Origin of the sequence: Heyndrickxia sp. FSL K6-6286 (assembly GCF_038630395.1) — a bacterium.
GTDB lineage: Bacteria > Bacillota > Bacilli > Bacillales > Bacillaceae_C > Heyndrickxia > Heyndrickxia oleronia.
The window spans coordinates 3660686-3680019 of the sequence record NZ_CP152029.1 but is presented as its reverse complement, the minus strand read 5'-3'; the positions used below and the strand labels follow the sequence as shown (position 1 = coordinate 3680019).

The following is a 19334-nucleotide window of genomic DNA, read 5'->3' as shown; positions in this document are numbered from 1 at the left end:
GAATGGTATTAATAGGAACAGTTATTGGATAGATATATAGAAGCATAAATTATGAAATTTTTTAACTTGAATATTATGTTTTATGTATCATTTCGTACCAAGAATTTAATAAAACACTCCATGAAATTAGAGTCTTAGCTTCTATGCAAATTCTCAACTTGAATTGCCCCGTAAATGTTAGACACCAACTAATTTTCACGGGGTGTTATTTATATATTGAATATACGGCAATATGCTTGCCTAGTAATGTTTTATAGCAATGATGCTAGAGCTATTATTTTTTTGCTAAACTAATAGTAAATAGTTTGAATCATTCTATAGATGCAAGAAAATATTCCTAACAAACCAGCAATTATGAATAAAATTTTTACAAGCCAATAATTTATAATTTGCGGTAGTGGTGTAAATTTTAATAAATACTCCATTCCATCATCTGGGTCCTTATATCTTCTTTTTTTAAGATAAAAAATGCCTGTCCATAGTAAAATTACACTCACGGTAAAAACAAATATACCTGAAAAAACTTCTTCCACAATATCCCTACTTATCTCTAAGTCTTATTTAATAATAAATTAAAGCAGTAATAACAGTAAACCAGCTAAAATAAATAAACCTCCAAAAAAAATACGAATTCCTACACTAGTAATTGGATCTGATATAATATCTAAAATAACCTCTAAAATACCAATTATGTAGTACCACCATTTTTTATCTTTTTTATTCTCTTTTAATAAAGGCTATTTTTGTATAGTTTGTTGCTTTTGTAAAAGCCTAACTACCGGCTTTTTACTCCTAATTAAGGATTCTAGCGGTTCTTACAAGATAGCAGCTCTTTTCTCAGTAAAATGAATCATGTAGCCATCCTCAGTCGATATTTATTCGTTATAACTTTACTTAAATAGCAACAATGTTTGAGAAAAGAGCCTTAAAAAACATTAATTCCAGATGCAACTAAATAAACTCCAACAAAAATAAATAATATGATAGATAAATATAACAACCGAACATCTCCTTAAAAAATTTCAACCTTTGCTCCTATAAGCTATTGTTTTATACAACTTAACTGAGTTTGAACCAAAGTTAATCATGTTATTTTCAACGCTGACAGTGACAGGAACATTACAAAATTATCTAACCATAAAATTTGATTGATTTCCTACTGGAAGTTTTCCGAAAGGATTGTAACATTTTTAATTAAATTATTTCCATGTTTTATTGTGGTATTTATTTAAAATAAAGGAAATGTTGGTATATTAGTCATGTAATATAGTAAAAGATTTATTCTAAAATGAGAGAATAGAAGGGGATAGAGGAGACTGTGCAAGCTTTATCCTATCAATGGCACTACATAATATTCATATTAAAATAAAGGAGGCAAACCATGAAAAAAATGATTTGGTCAGTTATTACATTAGGTCTTATCCTTTTGGCTAATTGGGGGATTGCCAAACTATTCAACAGTTCATTTCTTGATTGGTCCTTTCTAACCGGACTTTTAGCAACCATCATCATCAGTTTTTTTAATTCTTCAGGTGGTTTTGCTTCAGAGCTCACTAATTCTAAACTGCAAAGCAGTAATGAAGATAATGAACTCGAAGTAGAGGTTTGGACTAGATTGGATAAAGTAGAAAGGAGCTTTCGAGCAACACCCTCATTTTATTTAGCTTTGAGCTATACAATTATTACAGGCATCCTAACGTTTATTTTCTACAAAGATTTTATTTTCACTAAATAAACATTCATGTACGATAATTAAATTTTCCTTCTTATGCATGACTTAATATAAAAAGCGAGTATTTCCAATACTCGCTAATCCCGTTTTATAAATAAACAATTTGAGACATAATTCTGAACCAGATTTTGTTTATTAAGGTAATTATGGTAGCTCCTTTTAGCAAAAGACGCTATTTATCATGATCTTTTAGTGCTAATTCATTCCTATTCCTGTTGGTTAACAAGAGCATATGGATAATGAATCACAGCAAATAATCTCTATAATAGATTAGTAATACGATTAAAGAAATGATGGTGTAAATGAGTGATGTGAGGAATGTAATAGTAGGTGAAAATTTATATCTTTGTTGTTCAATTTTGTATCCAGTCGTCGATTGAACCTGCATATCTAAGCTATGACTGGTTATACCTCCCTTTGAAGAAAAGAACCAAATAACTACAGTGACTATTACTCCTACAAAAAATGTGATGTCTATAATTTTTGTATTTGTAAAATACGCTGTTCCGAAACTGAGTATGAATAAAATGATTAATGTAGTGAAGATTTTTAATAACTTTTTCATCGTTTAATTCATTCCCCCTTTTACTCTCAATAATAGCATAAAATGGAAAGTGTATTCAAAAAAGTAGAAATATTTAAAGAAAACTATATCAAAACGAAAAAACATAAGGGATTAATCATGCTATAAACAATTAGTATGATAAACTAAAATTACAAATAATTCTAAAAAAGGAGGGTGTATATGAAAAAATATATTATTTTTATCGTTAGTTTTCTATTGTTTTATGCGGTATTACAAATAATATCAGGTCTCATTTTAACTGCAGTATATACTCCAGATCCTTCGATATTAGAGGGTAATCATCCTCAAGAGGTAGTGTTTGGAGGAACTTCTGCAATGCCACTACTGATAATATTGATTACTGCTACAGCTTCCTATATTCTGTCTCAAAAAATAGGCAAAACAACAAAGAATTGAATAAACCCAAACCAGAAATGATTCATTGATGGGAGGGGATGAATAGTTGATTACATATAGAGAAATTGATGAATCATTTTTAAATGAATATGACAGGATTCCTATGCTAATACATGTAAAGAGTATATTTAGTATAGAAAAGATTGACAATGGATTAGGAGGATTTCTATTAAAAGAAACTCCAGTTAAAGAGTACATAAAAGATCTAGGCGTATATGAACTGGCGACGAACTATTCTCAAAGTTTCGATATTTCCAATTGGGCATTTTTTATGGCATTTGATAATGAAATTCCTATTGGTGCTGTGACTATAGCTTCAAAAACAAAAGATGTCGATATGCTTGATGATCGAGAAGATATGAGTGTGTTATGGGATATAAGAGTGGATGATAGATATAAGCAACAAGGTGTAGGTACAGAATTATTTAAGAAGGCTGTTGAATGGTCTAAATCAAATGGAATGAAGCAAATGAAAATAGAGTGCCAAAATAATAATGTTCCAGCATGTAAATTTTATCATAAACATGGTGCAGTATTAGGAAAAGTAGACGAATATGCCTATTACAAAGATGCTGAAATAAAAGATGAAATTCAATTTATATGGTATCTAGATTTATAAGCTTCTCATTGGAATATTAGAGGTGAAATTATTAATCCATTATCGATAAATGGAAGCGATCCCTTTAACAAGGAGATCGCGCTTTTTTTTTTCCTTCAGTAAAATTTTATTAATTAAAATGAACGTTTTAATCGATAAAATTGTTACTTGTATAGAAAAAGGCACTTTTCTCATAGATTCCTACGTTCAATAAGTCAGGTTTCAAGTCTCGATTCTAATCTTAGAAATTCTTAGTAATAGTAAACAACGATAAAAGTCTCTTGTATATAGGGAAATCAGAAAGGGAGATTTTACAGTTGAAATGCACAAGGGTATTTAACAGCAGTGTTTTAGAAGAGAGCCTTAAAAATAAAATGGGGGGTGGATTAATGGAACAAGTTAATGAAGGGAAGGAGCTATTTCATACTTATTATAAAGATGTTTTTCGAGCTTGTTATTATATGGTTCAAAATAAATATGATGCGGAAGATCTTTGCCAGGACGTATTTGCTAAAGCATTATGTGAGGATTTTCAAGCGATTCAAAATCAAAAATCCTGGCTACTCAGTATTGCCATGAATATGTCACGAAATTATTTAAAGAATAATAAAAGAATGATATTAAAGGAAACTGTTCAACTTCTTACATTCATGCGTTTCGGGGATAGCCTAACTATCGAACAAAAAATCGAAAAAAGTGAAAGTAAAAGTGAAGTAGTTGAATTAATGAATAAACTACCTATCCGTTTAAGAAAGGTCATGGTATTAAAGTATGTTCATGAATGTAAAGATAAAGAAATAGCAGATATTTTAAAGATTCCAGAAGGTACGGTAAGGTCTAGACATTTTAAAGGAAAACAATTAATTAAAAAGTTAATTCAGGAAGATAAAAATCTTTTCATTGAATGGAGGAATGGGCTTGAGAAGTATTGAGGATCTATTAAAGGTAAAAGTAAAAAACGATAATGTTGATATTCCTAATGAAAATAAAATGTGGAATAAAGTTGTCTCTAATCTTCAAAAGGGTGATCAGGTCACAACTAAACGTTTAATGAAGCCAAAGCTTGTAGTCTCGGTAATATTAATGGCGATCGTTTTAACAACTACTCCTGTATTGGCAAAATACTCGAATGAACTTTTAGAATGGATGCGAGATATAAATGGAAATGGAATTATCACCTCTTTAGAAAATGGATTCGGACAAGAAATCAACAAAACGACAAAAAATGGACTCGGAGTGTTACAGGTGCATAATGTCGTTTCGGATGAAAATGGTACTACTATTAATATTAGCTTAGATCTCGATCATGATCATTCAATAAGTGCAGCAGGATTTGATGATGCACTGTTAATAATGGAAGATGGAAAAGAAGAGAAGCTTGAAGCAACTGTAGTTTATAATAAAAAATCTGATAAATTAGTCGGCTACTTGCATACTGATAAAGAGATTCCAGCGGATAGTAAAGTCATTCTCCAAATTGGCGGTCTTTCCGAAATACAAACGAAAACAGTAAAGCTTAAATCTTTGATTCGGGACGATACAAATACGATTCCAATAAATCAAGACGGCATATCTCAAATCAAGTTCATTTCTAATGAATATCGTAACGGGGAGTATCAAATAGATTATCTTATTGAATTAGAAGAGAAAAATAATATCAATCATGCTTCCTTAGTTTTTAGTTTTCAAGATAATCGCATTTTAAGTTCAGGAGTAGTATATAAACGTCCCCAACCGAATGTTCTAAAACTCAGTGAATCATTCAGGCTGGATAAAAATGAACTGGATAATGTAGAAATGAGTTTAGAATATAATGATAGAGACAATTATTATCCTGAAATGTGGAAGCTGGAATTTGAATATAATCATAATCTCGCAAAAAAATCTACCTATTCGATGAAATTAAACAAAACAATTAATATGGGTATCCAGCAGCTTCGATTGAAGAACTTAGTCATCACTCCAAGTAGAGTGAAGATATATTTTGACAAGAAAAATATTAATAGTGAATCAAATGAAGTTTTTATTAATTATAATGAAGTAACTTTGCAAATCGGTGAAGAAAGTTTGGAAGGATATATAGATAGTGAAGGCTATATTTCTTTTGAAACTCAGGGAGTTTTAGAGAATATAAAGAGTAAACAAATTTCACTGTCCTTTAATGATGCGAGAGTTAGTTATAAAGGGGAAAAACAAGACAAAGTTCGCCTTACGAACATTTCTAATGAACCAAATACCATTCACACGGAAATAAAAGGTTTTCCAATAGAAATTACTTATTATTCTAAAGGTGATGATTTGATTGTAGAGTCTGAAAGTAATGACAAGCGCTTTGGTGGGATTACACAAAGTGTCATTTATAAAAAGGACAAAAGGATTTTTGCTGATAAGCGCTCCGAGGATGGATTGCATCGACATAATAATCAAGTAGAAACATTTAAAAATATAAAGGATAAAGATCTTACTTTAAATATTTTTTTATTTACTGTTTACGAGGAACGTCCGAAAACTGTTATTCTTAAATAAACCATGTAATAATCTTAGCTCTAACGATCACTCATTTCGGGACTCATTCAATGGAAAGAGTCCCGAAAATACTTGGTCAATCAAGATTCATGGACGATTTTTTGCTTCAGTAAGGGTTTCGTTCTTTCAAGTAATCTTCGTAAAACCGAAATTACTTAATTACTTTCGATTCGCCAGTGTGATAGGTAATCCATTCCCATCGATTTTGATACAATTTGTCGGTCTGTTTTGATCGTTAATCATTTCTTTATATACTCCGCTATTTCCACTTAAGAATTCCTGAAGAAATGCTATCGTTAGTTCTTGAATGGACTTCATTACTTCAGGTGATTCTTCAGAGATAAGCCTACTAATCGTTGAAAATGATAAATGCTTCGCTCCGATTACTTTTATAAATGAGCTACTTTTAGGTAAATGCTCATACATTTCCATTTGTTTCTTGATATAGCGTGTAGCAATATTCTTGTTCTGTTCTTCGTCATCTTCGTCTAAAATTGCAACGAGATACTCTTCATAAGAAGACGCTTCTTGACGAATATTCAGAATTGGGATTTTAGGCATCGTTTGATCGATTAAATGCAAACTTGCATCATATAAAATGGCACATCGTATACGTTCATCAATTGCAGCAATATTGAAAACGGTTGCTCCACCTAGAGAATGGCCTAGTACGGCAATGTTATCGGTATCAAATAATCCATTGAAAAATTTCTCCTGGTTCCATTTTTCTAAAGAATCCAATACTAATTGTACATCCTGCATTCTAGTTTTGATCTGTGTTTTGTCATTTGGATGTCTTTCTGCTTGTATCACGACTTCACCATTTGGAAAGACCGTTAAGAAACTATCATATGGAACACTAATTGCAACAACAATGTATCCTTTTTGGACCAATGCTGTTGTGATCTCAATATACAAATCTCGATCGATCCCAAATCCTGGAGAAAATAATACGACCGGAAATGACGTATTTGGAATAGGATTCGCATGATCTTTAAGAGAAATATTAACCTCTTTTAACTTTTCAATATGAATCCCTACATTGGAAAAGGTGTCTATTGCTTCATGAATGGCAGGGGAGAAAAGAGAGATAAGATTTGTTTCTATGTCATTTATTGCATTATCTAATGCTGGGTAAAAGATGCTGATAGGAAAAGAGCGCGATCCCCTATCTTCTTTATATATATCTTTTCGACTTGTATCCTCAACTACTTTAATTACTCTACCAACCTTTAGATTAGCGAACATCCGAATTCCCCCATATAAAAGAAATATCTAGTTTATACTCTTAGTTTTGTTTTCACCATTCACGTAAATATTCCACAAATAGATAAATATTCCTCCTATATTACAGCGAAACTAGATATAAATTAGTATAAAATTGCAATTAAGCATAGCTTAAAACCATACTACATCCTTTATTACTATTTAATTTTCAAAACACGTGAATATTAGAATGATAAAGGAAGTAAAAGCGGGGAAAAATGAAGTAGGAAAGAAGCCACTCTGGGGTCAGACCCCCACCCGGGATATCTAGAATACATATAGCTTTTCTGTATTAGATACAAGAATTTGGGGTCAGACCCCCCTTTTACCCATTAATAATTAACAGCTTTTTCTTCATCAAGGGCTTGTGCAAGGGAAGCTTTGATTGTTACCTTATTTAAAGGTAGATTTAAGTGAATAGCAGCCATAGCTATTTTAGGGTGGAGGCCAGACAATATCGTTTTTACACCGATTAGTTGTAGGGCATCGATTAATTGGGAGAGATGATAGACAGACTCTTCATCAATTGTATGTACACCTGACAAATCTATGTACAGTGTTTGAATACCGTTCTGTGCACACTTTTGAAGCGTACGTTCTATTAATAAGCTTTTATCAAAGTCAATATCTCCGATTAAAGGTAGTAGAGCACTATTCTTGTTTAGTGAAATGACTGGGGTGCTCAATTCACGAATAGTATCTTGTTGTGCTTTATTATTTGCTTCAGTAAATTTTTCAATGACTTTACTAAAAGCTTTAATAATGACTAAATGCCAGGAATGAATTTGCGAATGATTAAATTCCCCTTCATTTATTGATATAAACTCTTCAATTAAATGGAAGTATTGATCCTGTACTCGAAAAAACTCCCTTATTATTCTGTTAATAGGAGTTTTTACATGCTCTTCATCATAGGCAACTTCATTGATCCATTCCTCAAAGGAATTAAAAAATTTTGCTTCCTCTTCAATAAAAACTTTGCATAAGTGCTTATGGAAATCATTATTTTGCCTTTTTAATTTCCTTATAACTTCAGAATTATTGGAACTATATACACCATCATCATCATCTTTATTTAATGAGTCATACCAATCCTCAGTTAATTGGTTGATTTTATTTAATAAAAAATTATACAAATCATTATTTCTATGCATATTTTTCCACCCCCAAATCAAAGTTACCAATTAATTATATATCTTTATTCTTTTGGAGGGAATATTATTAATATTTAAATAAGAAAGGGGTTATTACAAAGACTATTATTTCACCTTATTTTTGAATTTAATTAGTAATGTTTTGATTGCCCAACCAATAGCTATCCCTGGTATAACAGACAAAATCGGTAACCAAATCGGACCAAATAACTGGCCGAATAAAGTAAATGTTGATGAGTATATTGTGCCAACTGTAACGGTATATGCGGTGAACACAAATATGATGGAGGTATAAGATTTTTTGTCACCACCTGCATCTTTGAATGCATCCCACATTGAAAAGAAATATAAACATGGGTAAAACATGAGCCAATCATAATTTGCCAGTGCAATGGATTTTTCAATTTCTCCATGAAAACTCAATACGATAATCGCATTAAAATGAGCTTTGACATTAATTAATACTTCCAATATTAAAAAAACAAGTCCTTTTACATACTTACCATTAATAATTTGACCGAATCCTGGGAAAGCGATACTCCATAATAATGCTTCTGTTGGTTTTTGTCTTGCCACATTACTCTAACCCCCTATTTAATTATTCTACGGGTAAAGTTGCAACTATCTCTCTAGAGTTTAATTTCTATTTTAATATGCCCTAATCAAATTTCCTTCAAAAATGTAACTATTGGCAGAACAACTAATGGAATGGGTCTGAAAAAAATCAAGTTAATATTCGAAATGAATAAATAATGATATTATTCTGATTTGGCTGTGAAATAAAGTTTAATTAAATTTATTTTTGGGTATATAAATAAATTGCAAAGGAGGTTAATCAATGGAAATAATCATGAAAAATATGAATTTTGATTTTCAACAAATCATAGAAGGAAATTTAAATGCAAATATTATTTTAGATGACCGAATCATTGTTTATGCCAATAAAGCAAGTAAGTTGTTATTAGGATTTAATGAAAATGATGAGATCCTCGGTAAAAGATTCGATCAATTTTTACATCCAGAATTTCATTCCATATGTAAGGAAAGACTAAGACGAGTGACAGAAAACATGGAGATTGCTCCATTAATGGAACAAAAAATGTTTCAAAAAGATGGTTCAGAAATTGATGTAGAAATAATGGCCATACCTTATAAACATTCAAATAATAAGATGATGTCTCAAATTGTTGTACGGGATATAACCGAAAAAAAACACACTCAGCACCTTATCATGCAAACAGAAAAATTATCACTTATTGGAGAATTAGCAGCAGGTATTGTACATGATATCCGTAACCCCATCACTGCTATTAAAGGATTTCTGCAATTATTAAAAGCAGAAATAGTATAATGGACCCAAGAAACTAGACACGAAATGAGGAGATGTTAAAGTAGGTTTATGAAAAGAAATCGATACACACCAGAGTTTAAAGCTCAAATCGTGCTAGAGGTCCTAAAGGAAGAAAAGACCATGAATGAAATCGCTTCATCTCATGGAATTCACGTCAATCAAATTAGACAATGGAGGAATGCATTTCTTGATCAAATGCCTTCGATCTTCGCTAAAGAAAATAAAAAAGCGGATCAAATGAAGGCGGAATATGAAAATCAAATTGAAAACCTCTACGCTGAGGTTGGCCGTTTAACCACGCAATTGTCGTGGCTTAAAAAAAAATCTGGAATCAAGGAGTAGGGCCGAGCGTATTCAAATGATTGATTGGGATGATAAAGAGCTGCCAATCACTACCCAGGCTCAGCTGCTTGGGCTCAATCGTACTAGCTTGTATTATAAGCCAGTCGAGCCTTCTCCTGAGGAAATATTTATCAAGCACAAGATTGATGAAATTTATACCAAGCATCCCTATTTTGGGTCTAGGCGAATTACTGTTGTTCTAAACAACAATGGAATAAATATTAATCGCAAGGCTGTACAACGTCATATGCGGGAAATGGGCATTGCAGGGATTTCTCCCGGCCCTAACCTTAGTAAACGCAATCTTGAGCACCGGATCTATCCGTATCTTCTTAGAAATTTGGCCATTAGCCACCCTAACCACGTCTGGGGAATCGATATTACCTACATTCGCCTCCAACGAGGCTGGATGTATCTTGTAGCTCTGATAGACTGGTATTCTCGCTTTGTCGTTAGCTGGGAGCTAGACCAAACACTAGAGATTGACTTTGTCTTGGAGGCAGTGAAACGGGCTCTGTCGGTAGGACAGCCAGAGATCTTAAATAGTGATCAGGGTAGCCATTTTACCAGTCCCCAATATACCGGATTACTGCTGGATAAGGACATCCGAATTAGCATGGACGGCAAAGGAAGAGCCCTTGATAATATTGTTACAGAGAGGTTATGGAGAACGATTAAATATGAGGAGGTTTACTTAAAAGATTACGAGAGTCCAAGAGAAGCAAGGAAAGAGATTAACAATTTTATCCACTTCTATAACTATGAACGCCCTCACCAATCGATTGGCTATAAACCCCCCGCCTCCGTTTATGGCCTCGGAGTGATTCATCCATAAGGGATGATACTTCTCAGGGAAGAACCTGTCAAGGGTATGGCTAGCCCTCGCTCCGCTCGCCCTTGACAGAACCTCCCCTGAGAAGGAAAAATAGAGTAGGATGAATCACTCGCAAAAAAATGTGCACCTACCACCCCCCTAGCCCCAGTGAGCACCTCTAGCTCCTATAAAGCAGATATCCATAATGGATTCTGACCCACCTTAAAAAATTTAAATTAGTGTCTTGACGAAGGGGTCCACTTTATAGCTAATAACACATACATAGATATAATTGAAACAGAAATTCAGCAAATTGAGGATATTGCCAATGAATTATTATTTTTGGCAAAACCTAAAGAAACCGTATGGCAAGTTGAAAGCCTGTTTGATATCTTAAATGAATCAGTAAATTTATTTAGTACGGAAGCATTTAAAAGGAAGATAAATATTAATATTTATACGGGGAAATATAAAAAGCTTTTTGTACTAGGAGATAAGGTTCAGTTAAAGCAAGTTTTTGTTAATTTAATCAAAAATGCACTCGAAGCCATTAATAAGAGCGGAGAAATTACCATCGATATTAATAAAGATGATAAATATGTTTATACGAATATTCGAGATAATGGAATAGGGATTCCTTCTGATAAATTAGATCATATTGGACAATCCTTCTTTACTAGCAAAAAGGAAGGAACAGGTCTAGGTTTAATGGTTACCCAAAATATTATTTCTAGCCATAAAGGGAAAATTATGGTGAAAAGTAAAGAAGGAATTGGAACAAATTTTACCATCCAGTTGCCATTATACCCTTCATAAAAGTTCATTTTTATATCAATAAATTTATTTATACATATATCTTTTCAAGTTCATCTTTTACATAGTAGAAAATAATTTTTCTAACAGCTTTCATTCTTAGATAATAAATACAATTAACATATGTAAATTATTACGGAAAAACGTTTGGAGATTACTGCCAAACGTTTTTTTATTATTGGTGAACGAAATGTAGAATAGTCATTAGGGTGAAATTACCAGATGAAAGAGATGAATCAAACAATTACTATAAAAGGAAGAAATATCATTTCAATGAAATTTTAGAGGATACATAAATGAAATTAATAATTAAGAATCTGCTATATTATTTTTGTATATTTTTATGTTGCATATTGTTGAGCGCAATATTTAAACATCAGTTAAACCTTTCATCAACTTTTTTTAGTTGCCTAGGTTTGTTTTTGGAAAATTTAGTGCTTGTCTATTTCAGATCAAAAGGATTAGTAAAAGACAATCTAAAGGGAATAGCGAATTTAATGTATGAAGATGTTTCAGAAGAAGAATGGGATCAAGAAAACCTTACAAAAAGAAATTTAGATTTCACGATTGAAAGTATTCAATATATTGATTTGTATACAAAAAAACTAATGAAAACCGAAAAGGGTACTGTATTGTTAAATGAAGCTCTTGATAATATGGTAAATCGCATTGGTGCATATATTGGTGAAGTAATAAAAAGGACTATCAATCAAGATTTTACTTGGTATGAATTCAACTCTGTTTATCATCATTCTAAGTCACTTGCTTGTGTGGCTGAAATTACTAGGCCATATACTCTCCTCTACTCTAAAAAGAAAGATAGAGCTATTTTACCTTTGAGCGTGGTAGAACAATTTTTAAAAGGGGATTCAGTATATACAAGCTTACAAGAATATGTTGAAAAAATGATACGTGCCTATTCACAATGATAAAAACTGTGTCCTAATATTTATATTCTGACAATAAAAATCCATTCATTCAATTATTTTGAAATAGTAGGTAGACAATTTTAAGTCTACCTTTTTTGCGACTTATTTTTCTATTTAACGTCTAAGTATGTAGAAAGGAGATTGAAATAATAAATAATGGTATGGCAATTACGTTTGATGGTGAGGGTCTATCAGTAAGCTGATACTTAACTCAGGATACCTTTGTCAAGCTTACCGAAAATAAATTTTAATTGCTAATTAGTAAGGTGTTAATGAATAAATATCAATTAAGTGGAAAATGAAGTAAATTATCCAAATAACATACAATGGAATGATATAATTTAAGAACGATTTAAATAGTAAAGGGAGGTAAGTGTAAGTGGTTTCTTTTATCGTTCAAATCGGTATTGCTAGTACTTTATTTATATTCTCTAGTATTGCCGCATGGTATGAAGGTAGCGAAATAATGGATAACCCTTGGGAATGGAGGTACTCTACACCTTTTACACATTTATTAAAGGGGGGAGTTAGTGATGCAAACGAAATACTTCCTCTAGATTATTTTGTATATGCCGTAAAATTTCAACCTACCTTTCCAATCATTATGCTGATGACCAGTTTATATTTGACCATAATCATTGGACACCGTTTATTGAAACAAAGAAAAAAATGGTTTGCTTATTTTCTGACTTATATAGGTGGCACATTCGTTTTAGTTAGTTATTTCACTTCCAGTTCACCAACCGTTGGAGGTCGCATGATGTTTAAACTTTTCTTAGCTCTTGGTTTCTTGTTTATAGGAATTGGACTGATGAGTTATTTTAAGCGATTCAATCGAATGAAGGTGAAAAGGGGAATAAACTAGTTTGAACGTTAACTGCAGTGGCCCATTTAAGAAGGATGAACTTTTGGACTTCACAATATTATTGTGATAGTGAAGAAAGGAGAATGAACGGATTGAGTTTAACGAATTACCTAGGATGTAATTTTATTCTACCAACCAATAATTTTTCTAGTAATAATATGATTATCATAGGAAATAACTTTTCAGATCACAGTAATAGAAAAAATGTTAGAAAACATATGACAACACAAAATATCTATGAAATATCTACTTCAGAGAATGTGGGAATTTGTTTGGATAGGCAAGAAAGTAAAATTTCACCTCATAATTATCAAAAGGAACTACGAGCATTGAAAGCTCTACTTAACATGCTGGATAATTATCTCGATAACGGAGATTATTGTGAATTATATACTTGTTGGGTTGGAGAGGAATTAGAAGAAAGAAATATAGAACTGGATCAAACGATTATCCTCGGTGATTTAAAGATAAATAATGTTGAAATTAAAGAGAATACACTAATAACTATAAGAAAGTAATTTTTTATCATAATCCACTGAACTATATAGGTTTAATGAGTCGAAATGAAAGTGACAGTTAAAATTTACACTGTAACAATTGTTATAAAGGAGTGAAGGGATATGAAAAGGTTTGTGATTATAACTGTAGGTAAAACACATAGCGGAAAAACTACTTTTGCTAAATACTTAGAGCAAAAATTGCCTCATTCACTTGTCATTGACCAAGATAATCATGCTGAATTCATCAACAAGTATTATAGAGGCTTAATACCTAATAAAGGGCCGAATATGATCAAATACACCATTACTCAAACAATTGTTGATTACGCGGTTAATCAAACAAATGATCATCTTATTATTTGTAATTCAAATCGTGCTCGTAAAGGCCGCTTGGATTTGCTTCATTACTTTCAGCAAAAGGGATTTTTTCGTATCCTCGTTCATTTTGATATTCCAGATCATGTTCTTCAAGAGCGAGTATCTACCACTAAGCGAAGTACAGCTATATTTAGGAGTGCTTCTACATTTGAAGAGGTACTTACTCGTCAACAAGCGGAGTCGAATAGAAGTGACATAATGGATCCAATAGAGGGAGAAGCAGAACACTTATTTATCATTAAAAACCCAGAGGAAGTTCATTTAATCACCCAAAAAATTATTCATATTGCACAAGGTTGTTAAGGTATGGGCAAATTGAATTCAAGGTATTTCTCTATGCGTGATAAAAAGGTTTATTTAATGCTTATCCTATTTGTTTTCCTTGTATTCTTTGGTTGTACGAAATCACCATCTCATAAAGAACCATTCGTACCTGAATCAACAGACATAGTAAGCTCATATAAAGGAATAGAAAATGTAGCAAGACTTAAAGATTTTATTCGGAATGTACGGAATGAGAAAGAAGATCAGATAAGGGTAGTTTCCTATACATAGGCGGTTTCTGTATAATAGTCTTTTGTAAAAGCCCTACTGCCGGCTTTTACACCTAATAAAGTATTCAGCGGTTGTGATGAAGCTTGCAACTCTTTTCTCAGTGAAATGATGGGAAAAGCATTTTTCACCAGATATTTATTAGTAATAACTTACTTAAATATTTACAATGTTCGAGAAAAGACTATAGAAGGGGATCCTATCATCAGTGATATTTCTTTCAATGGAGAATTTCTTGAAGTGGAAAGAGATACAACACGAGATAAGTATGGTGAAAATACAATTACAAACCATCATTGTAAATCAATATCAGTGATGAAAGATGAGAATAATTATGATCAATATATTTTGACGGAGTGTAGTGGCTTTCAAAGACCTTATTATTTAGGAACAGATAAAAAATAAGATTCATTTATTTCCTTTAAATTAATCAAATATCTGAATCATGTTTTCTCTATAATTCTCTTTAATTCTTTTGCGCGATCTTCAAGAAAACACTGCATATATTTTTCTAAAAATAATCTATCTGCTATGCTTCCGAGTATTCCAAAGGGTGATTGATAGTCAAAGGTTTCCATCATAAGTGTACCTTTTCCGTATTCAACAAACTCATGTGTATGAATAAACGAGTGGAATGCACCTTTTACCATAATGTCGATAAATTTATGTAGTTTGTCCATTTCTATAATCTTAGCTGTCAATTTTTGTTTTACTCCAAAATGTATAGCTTCCCATACAACTATATCTCCATTTTCCAAGAGACCAGCAGTAACACCGCCAATTGCTCGTTCACTTGTTTTTCTAGTGGTTTTCATATGTATTTCTACACTTCGAGCATAATCAAAACAAATAGTAATAGGTGCTTCAATATAAATCGAATACTTAATAATTGGCATGTTTTTATATCCCCCTGTATATAGTAATGGATAGTTATTGTTTTAATTAGGCTGTATTAGTATAGTTTGTTGCTTTTGTAAAAGCCCTACTGTCAACTTTTACACCTTAAAGGAATTCAGCACTTTTTTTGAAAATTGTGAAACATTCAATGCGATCTCTATAATGGACCCAAGAAACTAGACACGAAATGAGGAGATGTTAAAGTAGGTTTATGAAAAGAAATCGATACACACCAGAGTTTAAAGCTCAAATCGTGCTAGAGGTCCTAAAGGAAGAAAAGACCATGAATGAAATCGCTTCATCTCATGGAATTCACGTCAATCAAATTAGACAATGGAGGAATGCATTTCTTGATCAAATGCCTTCGATCTTCGCTAAAGAAAATAAAAAAGCGGATCAAATGAAGGCGGAATATGAAAATCAAATTGAAAACCTCTACGCTGAGGTTGGCCGTTTAACCACGCAATTGTCGTGGCTTAAAAAAAAATCTGGAATCAAGGAGTAGGGCCGAGCGTATTCAAATGATTGATTGGGATGATAAAGAGCTGCCAATCACTACCCAGGCTCAGCTGCTTGGGCTCAATCGTACTAGCTTGTATTATAAGCCAGTCGAGCCTTCTCCTGAGGAAATATTTATCAAGCACAAGATTGATGAAATTTATACCAAGCATCCCTATTTTGGGTCTAGGCGAATTACTGTTGTTCTAAACAACAATGGAATAAATATTAATCGCAAGGCTGTACAACGTCATATGCGGGAAATGGGCATTGCAGGGATTTCTCCCGGCCCTAACCTTAGTAAACGCAATCTTGAGCACCGGATCTATCCGTATCTTCTTAGAAATTTGGCCATTAGCCACCCTAACCACGTCTGGGGAATCGATATTACCTACATTCGCCTCCAACGAGGCTGGATGTATCTTGTAGCTCTGATAGACTGGTATTCTCGCTTTGTCGTTAGCTGGGAGCTAGACCAAACACTAGAGATTGACTTTGTCTTGGAGGCAGTGAAACGGGCTCTGTCGGTAGGACAGCCAGAGATCTTAAATAGTGATCAGGGTAGCCATTTTACCAGTCCCCAATATACCGGATTACTGCTGGATAAGGACATCCGAATTAGCATGGACGGCAAAGGAAGAGCCCTTGATAATATTGTTACAGAGAGGTTATGGAGAACGATTAAATATGAGGAGGTTTACTTAAAAGATTACGAGAGTCCAAGAGAAGCAAGGAAAGAGATTAACAATTTTATCCACTTCTATAACTATGAACGCCCTCACCAATCGATTGGCTATAAACCCCCCGCCTCCGTTTATGGCCTCGGAGTGATTCATCCATAAGGGATGATACTTCTCAGGGAAGAACCTGTCAAGGGTATGGCTAGCCCTCGCTCCGCTCGCCCTTGACAGAACCTCCCCTGAGAAGGAAAAATAGAGTAGGATGAATCACTCGCAAAAAAATGTGCACCTACCACCCCCCTAGCCCCAGTGAGCACCTCTAGCTCCTATAAAGCAGATATCCATAATGGATTCTGACCCACCTTAAAAAATTTAAATTAGTGTCTTGACGAAGGGGTCCACTTTACTCCTCGTATATTTTTACTAACAGAAAAAAGTGAAAAAGGGGGAGATATATATGTTTATGGGGATGCAAACCTTGCCTGTTGTATATGTTGATAATAATACCATTGAAACCTTAGAGAATGTAACTATTACATTTGATGGTGATAATGCGAAGGAGCCTACTTTTAAAAAAAATAAAAGTGGAGAAAGAGTTTCGACAGCATTGTATAATAAAGTGGATGGCAAAAAAACAGTATATATGAAGTATTATAATAAAAAATTAAGGATTACAGAAAGACAAGAAATCTTCGAAGGGCTCGATCAATCACCATTAGGTACAATGGGGACGATATTGGTCGAAGTTCAAAATAAAAAAAGCGACGGGAGATATGAAATTAATATATTGAAAAATTTCACTTTATAGAGACAATGTGGGAATGCAGTCTTAAACTCATACACTCACGACAAATATGAAAAAAAGAGGTGAGTGTATGAATAGCATTAAGGCCGACATATTAATAAGGCTATTATTCTTTTATAATCCTAATGAAACATATTTAACTTCTAAATATTCCTCAATTCCGTGGTGACCACCTTCACGCCCAAGTCCACTTTGTTTGAAACCACCAAAAGGAGCTTGAGGGGTGGAAGGGAGACCATCATTGAATCCGATGATACCGTATTCCAAACCTTCGATAATTCTGATGCCTTCTGAGATGTTTTCAGTAAAGACGTAAGCAGCCAGACCGAAAATGGAATCATTTGCTCGTCTAATTACTTCCTCTTCACTTGTGTAGGAAGCAATAGGAGCAAGTGGCCCAAAAGTTTCCTCTCTCATACAAAGCATTTCATCATTTACATTTGAAAGGACAGTAGGTTGGTAGAATAATCCGTTTTCTAAGTTACCACCTGTTTCAATCTTTGCCCCTTTCTGTACAGCATCCGATACATGCTGTTGTACCTTAGAAATCGCTGCCTCATCAATTAAAGGACCAATTTCTGTTCCTTCATCCATTCCATTCCCAATCCGTAGCTCTTTTACCTTCGCAGTAAATTTAGTTGTAAATTCATCTAGAATTTCTTCGTGTACATAGATTCGATTTGAACAGACACATGTTTGTCCAGCATTACGAAATTTAGCGGCAATTACACCGTCAACCGCTTTATTCATATCAGCGTTTTTAGTTATGATGACAGGGGCATGGCCACCAAGTTCAAGCGAAATTTTTTTAACAGTGTCTGCTGAGCCGCGCATTAACAGTTTTCCTACTTCTGTTGAACCAGTAAAAGTAAGTTTTCTCACCTTTGGATCCTGTAGCCATACTTCACCAATTTCCTTCGGATCACCTGTAATAACATTAATAACGCCTTTTGGGATTCCGGCCTTTTCAGCTAATTCAGCAAGCTTTAAAGCCGTTAACGGAGTCTGCTCTGCAGGCTTGACGACAACAGTACAGCCAGCAGCAAGTGCTGGACCCACTTTACGTGTAATCATGGCAGCTGGAAAATTCCAGGGTGTAATAGCAGCAACGACACCAACGGGTTGCTTTTGAACCCACAGTCGTTTGTTTCGCTGTGTGGCAGGAATCATTTCCCCATAAACTCTTTTTCCTTCTTCAGCGTACCAGGATAGAAAACCATTTGCATATTGAATTTCTCCAAGTGCTTCCTTTAACGGTTTTCCTTGTTCAGCGGTCATGATGTTTGCAAGCTCCATTTCATGTTCTTTAACGAGGTCATACCATGCTCGAATAAGATCTCCGCGTTCATAGGCTGAAAGTGCAGCCCAGTGAGGAAATGCATCACTTGCTGCGTCAATGGCAAGCTGTGCTTCTCTTTTTCCACCAAAAGGCACTGTTGCGATGACTTCACCTGTAGCGGGATTAGTAACCTCTAATACAGGGTTATCGCTTCCTATCCATACGCCATTGCAATACATTAACTGTTTTTTCATGCTTTTTCACTCCATTCTGTTAAACTTCTACTACCTATCGAGAAAAACGTATGATTCATTTCTTTCGAAGTCTTTTCTATAATTAAGGATACAAGGAAGTATCCATTCAGTAAAACCAT

Annotated in this window: 23 protein-coding genes; 16 read left to right on the top strand and 7 right to left on the bottom strand. The window is 33.6% G+C overall.

The features are described from left to right. Positions 1-290: 290 nt before the first annotated feature. Positions 291-533 (bottom strand): hypothetical protein, encoded by a 243-nt coding sequence (locus MHI39_RS18515; RefSeq protein WP_342539909.1) that lies wholly within the window; start codon positions 531-533, stop codon positions 291-293. A gap of 848 nt (positions 534-1381) precedes the next feature. Here MHI39_RS18515 and MHI39_RS18510 point away from each other — a divergent pair. Continuing rightward, positions 1382-1735 carry a hypothetical protein gene (locus MHI39_RS18510; protein ID WP_058004999.1) on the top strand — a complete coding sequence of 118 codons (354 nt, stop codon included), beginning with the start codon at positions 1382-1384 and terminating at the stop codon, positions 1733-1735. Between the two features lie 241 nt (positions 1736-1976). Here the strand turns inward: MHI39_RS18510 and MHI39_RS18505 are convergent, their stop codons facing one another. Then, entirely contained in the window at positions 1977-2297 is a 321-nt protein-coding gene (locus MHI39_RS18505) for a hypothetical protein (protein ID WP_342539908.1), read from the bottom strand. 180 nt (positions 2298-2477) lie between these two features. On the opposite strand from MHI39_RS18505, the gene MHI39_RS18500 reads away from it, so the two are divergent. The 4 genes from MHI39_RS18500 to MHI39_RS18485 all read left to right on the top strand — a co-directional run bounded on the left by MHI39_RS18500 (position 2478) and on the right by MHI39_RS18485 (position 5838). After that, positions 2478-2714: a hypothetical protein gene (locus MHI39_RS18500; RefSeq protein WP_180212754.1), complete on the top strand. Its 237-nt coding sequence runs from the start codon at positions 2478-2480 to the stop codon at positions 2712-2714. Positions 2715-2760: 46 nt separating this feature from the next. Beyond that, on the top strand, positions 2761-3333 hold the full coding sequence (locus MHI39_RS18495; RefSeq protein ID WP_342539907.1) for a GNAT family N-acetyltransferase: 573 nt from the start codon (positions 2761-2763) through the stop codon (positions 3331-3333). A gap of 368 nt (positions 3334-3701) precedes the next feature. After that, complete coding sequence (locus tag MHI39_RS18490; protein WP_342539906.1) at positions 3702-4244, top strand: RNA polymerase sigma factor; 543 nt, start codon at positions 3702-3704, stop codon at positions 4242-4244. Next, positions 4231-5838: a DUF4179 domain-containing protein gene (locus MHI39_RS18485; protein WP_342539905.1), complete on the top strand. Its 1608-nt coding sequence runs from the start codon at positions 4231-4233 to the stop codon at positions 5836-5838. Before MHI39_RS18490 ends, MHI39_RS18485 begins: the two co-directional genes overlap by 14 nt. 159 nt (positions 5839-5997) lie before the next feature. On the opposite strand, the gene MHI39_RS18480 is transcribed toward MHI39_RS18485, so the two are convergent. From MHI39_RS18480 to MHI39_RS18470, 3 genes are all read right to left on the bottom strand, one after another. Beyond that, positions 5998-7086: a hypothetical protein gene (locus MHI39_RS18480; RefSeq protein WP_342539904.1), complete on the bottom strand. Its 1089-nt coding sequence runs from the start codon at positions 7084-7086 to the stop codon at positions 5998-6000. Between the two features lie 350 nt (positions 7087-7436). After that, entirely contained in the window at positions 7437-8258 is an 822-nt protein-coding gene (locus MHI39_RS18475) for an STAS domain-containing protein (RefSeq protein ID WP_342539903.1), read from the bottom strand. 105 nt (positions 8259-8363) lie between these two features. Beyond that, positions 8364-8834, bottom strand: coding sequence for a hypothetical protein (locus MHI39_RS18470; RefSeq protein WP_342539902.1), 471 nt, complete (start codon positions 8832-8834; stop codon positions 8364-8366). A 262-nt stretch (positions 8835-9096) separates the two neighbouring features. Here MHI39_RS18470 and MHI39_RS18465 point away from each other — a divergent pair, with 262 nt between their 5' ends. The 9 genes from MHI39_RS18465 to MHI39_RS18425 all read left to right on the top strand — a co-directional run bounded on the left by MHI39_RS18465 (position 9097) and on the right by MHI39_RS18425 (position 15207). After that, positions 9097-9609, top strand: a complete 513-nt coding sequence (locus MHI39_RS18465) for a PAS domain S-box protein (protein ID WP_342539901.1) — start codon at positions 9097-9099, stop codon at positions 9607-9609. Positions 9610-9657: 48 nt separating this feature from the next. Further along, a protein-coding gene (locus MHI39_RS18460; protein WP_152984831.1) for an IS3 family transposase occupies positions 9658-10786 on the top strand; the annotation gives its coding sequence in 2 pieces (ribosomal slippage) (positions 9658-9921 and positions 9923-10786; 1128 coding nt in all). 321 nt (positions 10787-11107) lie between these two features. After that, a complete protein-coding gene (locus MHI39_RS18455; RefSeq protein ID WP_342539900.1) occupies positions 11108-11581 on the top strand; it encodes a HAMP domain-containing sensor histidine kinase in 474 nt (157 codons plus the stop codon). A 293-nt stretch (positions 11582-11874) separates the two neighbouring features. Beyond that, positions 11875-12507 (top strand): hypothetical protein, encoded by a 633-nt coding sequence (locus MHI39_RS18450; protein ID WP_342539899.1) that lies wholly within the window; start codon positions 11875-11877, stop codon positions 12505-12507. Between the two features lie 379 nt (positions 12508-12886). Next, on the top strand, positions 12887-13372 hold the full coding sequence (locus MHI39_RS18445; RefSeq protein WP_342539898.1) for a YjdJ family protein: 486 nt from the start codon (positions 12887-12889) through the stop codon (positions 13370-13372). 92 nt (positions 13373-13464) lie between these two features. Beyond that, positions 13465-13890: a hypothetical protein gene (locus MHI39_RS18440; RefSeq protein WP_342539897.1), complete on the top strand. Its 426-nt coding sequence runs from the start codon at positions 13465-13467 to the stop codon at positions 13888-13890. A 102-nt stretch (positions 13891-13992) separates the two neighbouring features. Next, the gene (locus tag MHI39_RS18435) at positions 13993-14553 is read left to right on the top strand and encodes an AAA family ATPase (protein WP_342539896.1); all 561 of its coding nucleotides are present in this window, start codon (positions 13993-13995) and stop codon (positions 14551-14553) included. Between the two features lie 3 nt (positions 14554-14556). Beyond that, positions 14557-14805, top strand: coding sequence for a DUF4362 domain-containing protein (locus MHI39_RS18430; protein ID WP_342539895.1), 249 nt, complete (start codon positions 14557-14559; stop codon positions 14803-14805). A gap of 108 nt (positions 14806-14913) precedes the next feature. After that, complete coding sequence (locus MHI39_RS18425) at positions 14914-15207, top strand: DUF4362 domain-containing protein (RefSeq protein WP_212942592.1); 294 nt, start codon at positions 14914-14916, stop codon at positions 15205-15207. Positions 15208-15245: 38 nt separating this feature from the next. Here MHI39_RS18425 and MHI39_RS18420 read toward each other — a convergent pair whose 3' ends face one another. Next, positions 15246-15698, bottom strand: a complete 453-nt coding sequence (locus MHI39_RS18420; RefSeq protein WP_342539894.1) for an SRPBCC family protein — start codon at positions 15696-15698, stop codon at positions 15246-15248. A 212-nt stretch (positions 15699-15910) separates the two neighbouring features. Between MHI39_RS18420 and MHI39_RS18415 the strand changes: the two genes are divergently transcribed. Together MHI39_RS18415 and MHI39_RS18410 are read left to right on the top strand one after the other, a co-directional pair. After that, positions 15911-17039, top strand: a protein-coding gene (locus MHI39_RS18415; protein ID WP_152984831.1) for an IS3 family transposase whose coding sequence is annotated in 2 segments (ribosomal slippage) — positions 15911-16174 and positions 16176-17039 — 1128 coding nt in all. Because the reading frame shifts where the segments join, the coding sequence is not laid out codon by codon here. 295 nt (positions 17040-17334) lie between these two features. Continuing rightward, positions 17335-17685 carry a hypothetical protein gene (locus tag MHI39_RS18410; RefSeq protein WP_342539893.1) on the top strand — a complete coding sequence of 117 codons (351 nt, stop codon included), beginning with the start codon at positions 17335-17337 and terminating at the stop codon, positions 17683-17685. Positions 17686-17796: 111 nt separating this feature from the next. Here MHI39_RS18410 and MHI39_RS18405 read toward each other — a convergent pair whose 3' ends face one another. Beyond that, complete coding sequence (locus MHI39_RS18405) at positions 17797-19215, bottom strand: NAD-dependent succinate-semialdehyde dehydrogenase (protein ID WP_342539892.1); 1419 nt, start codon at positions 19213-19215, stop codon at positions 17797-17799. Positions 19216-19334: the final 119 nt, after the last annotated feature.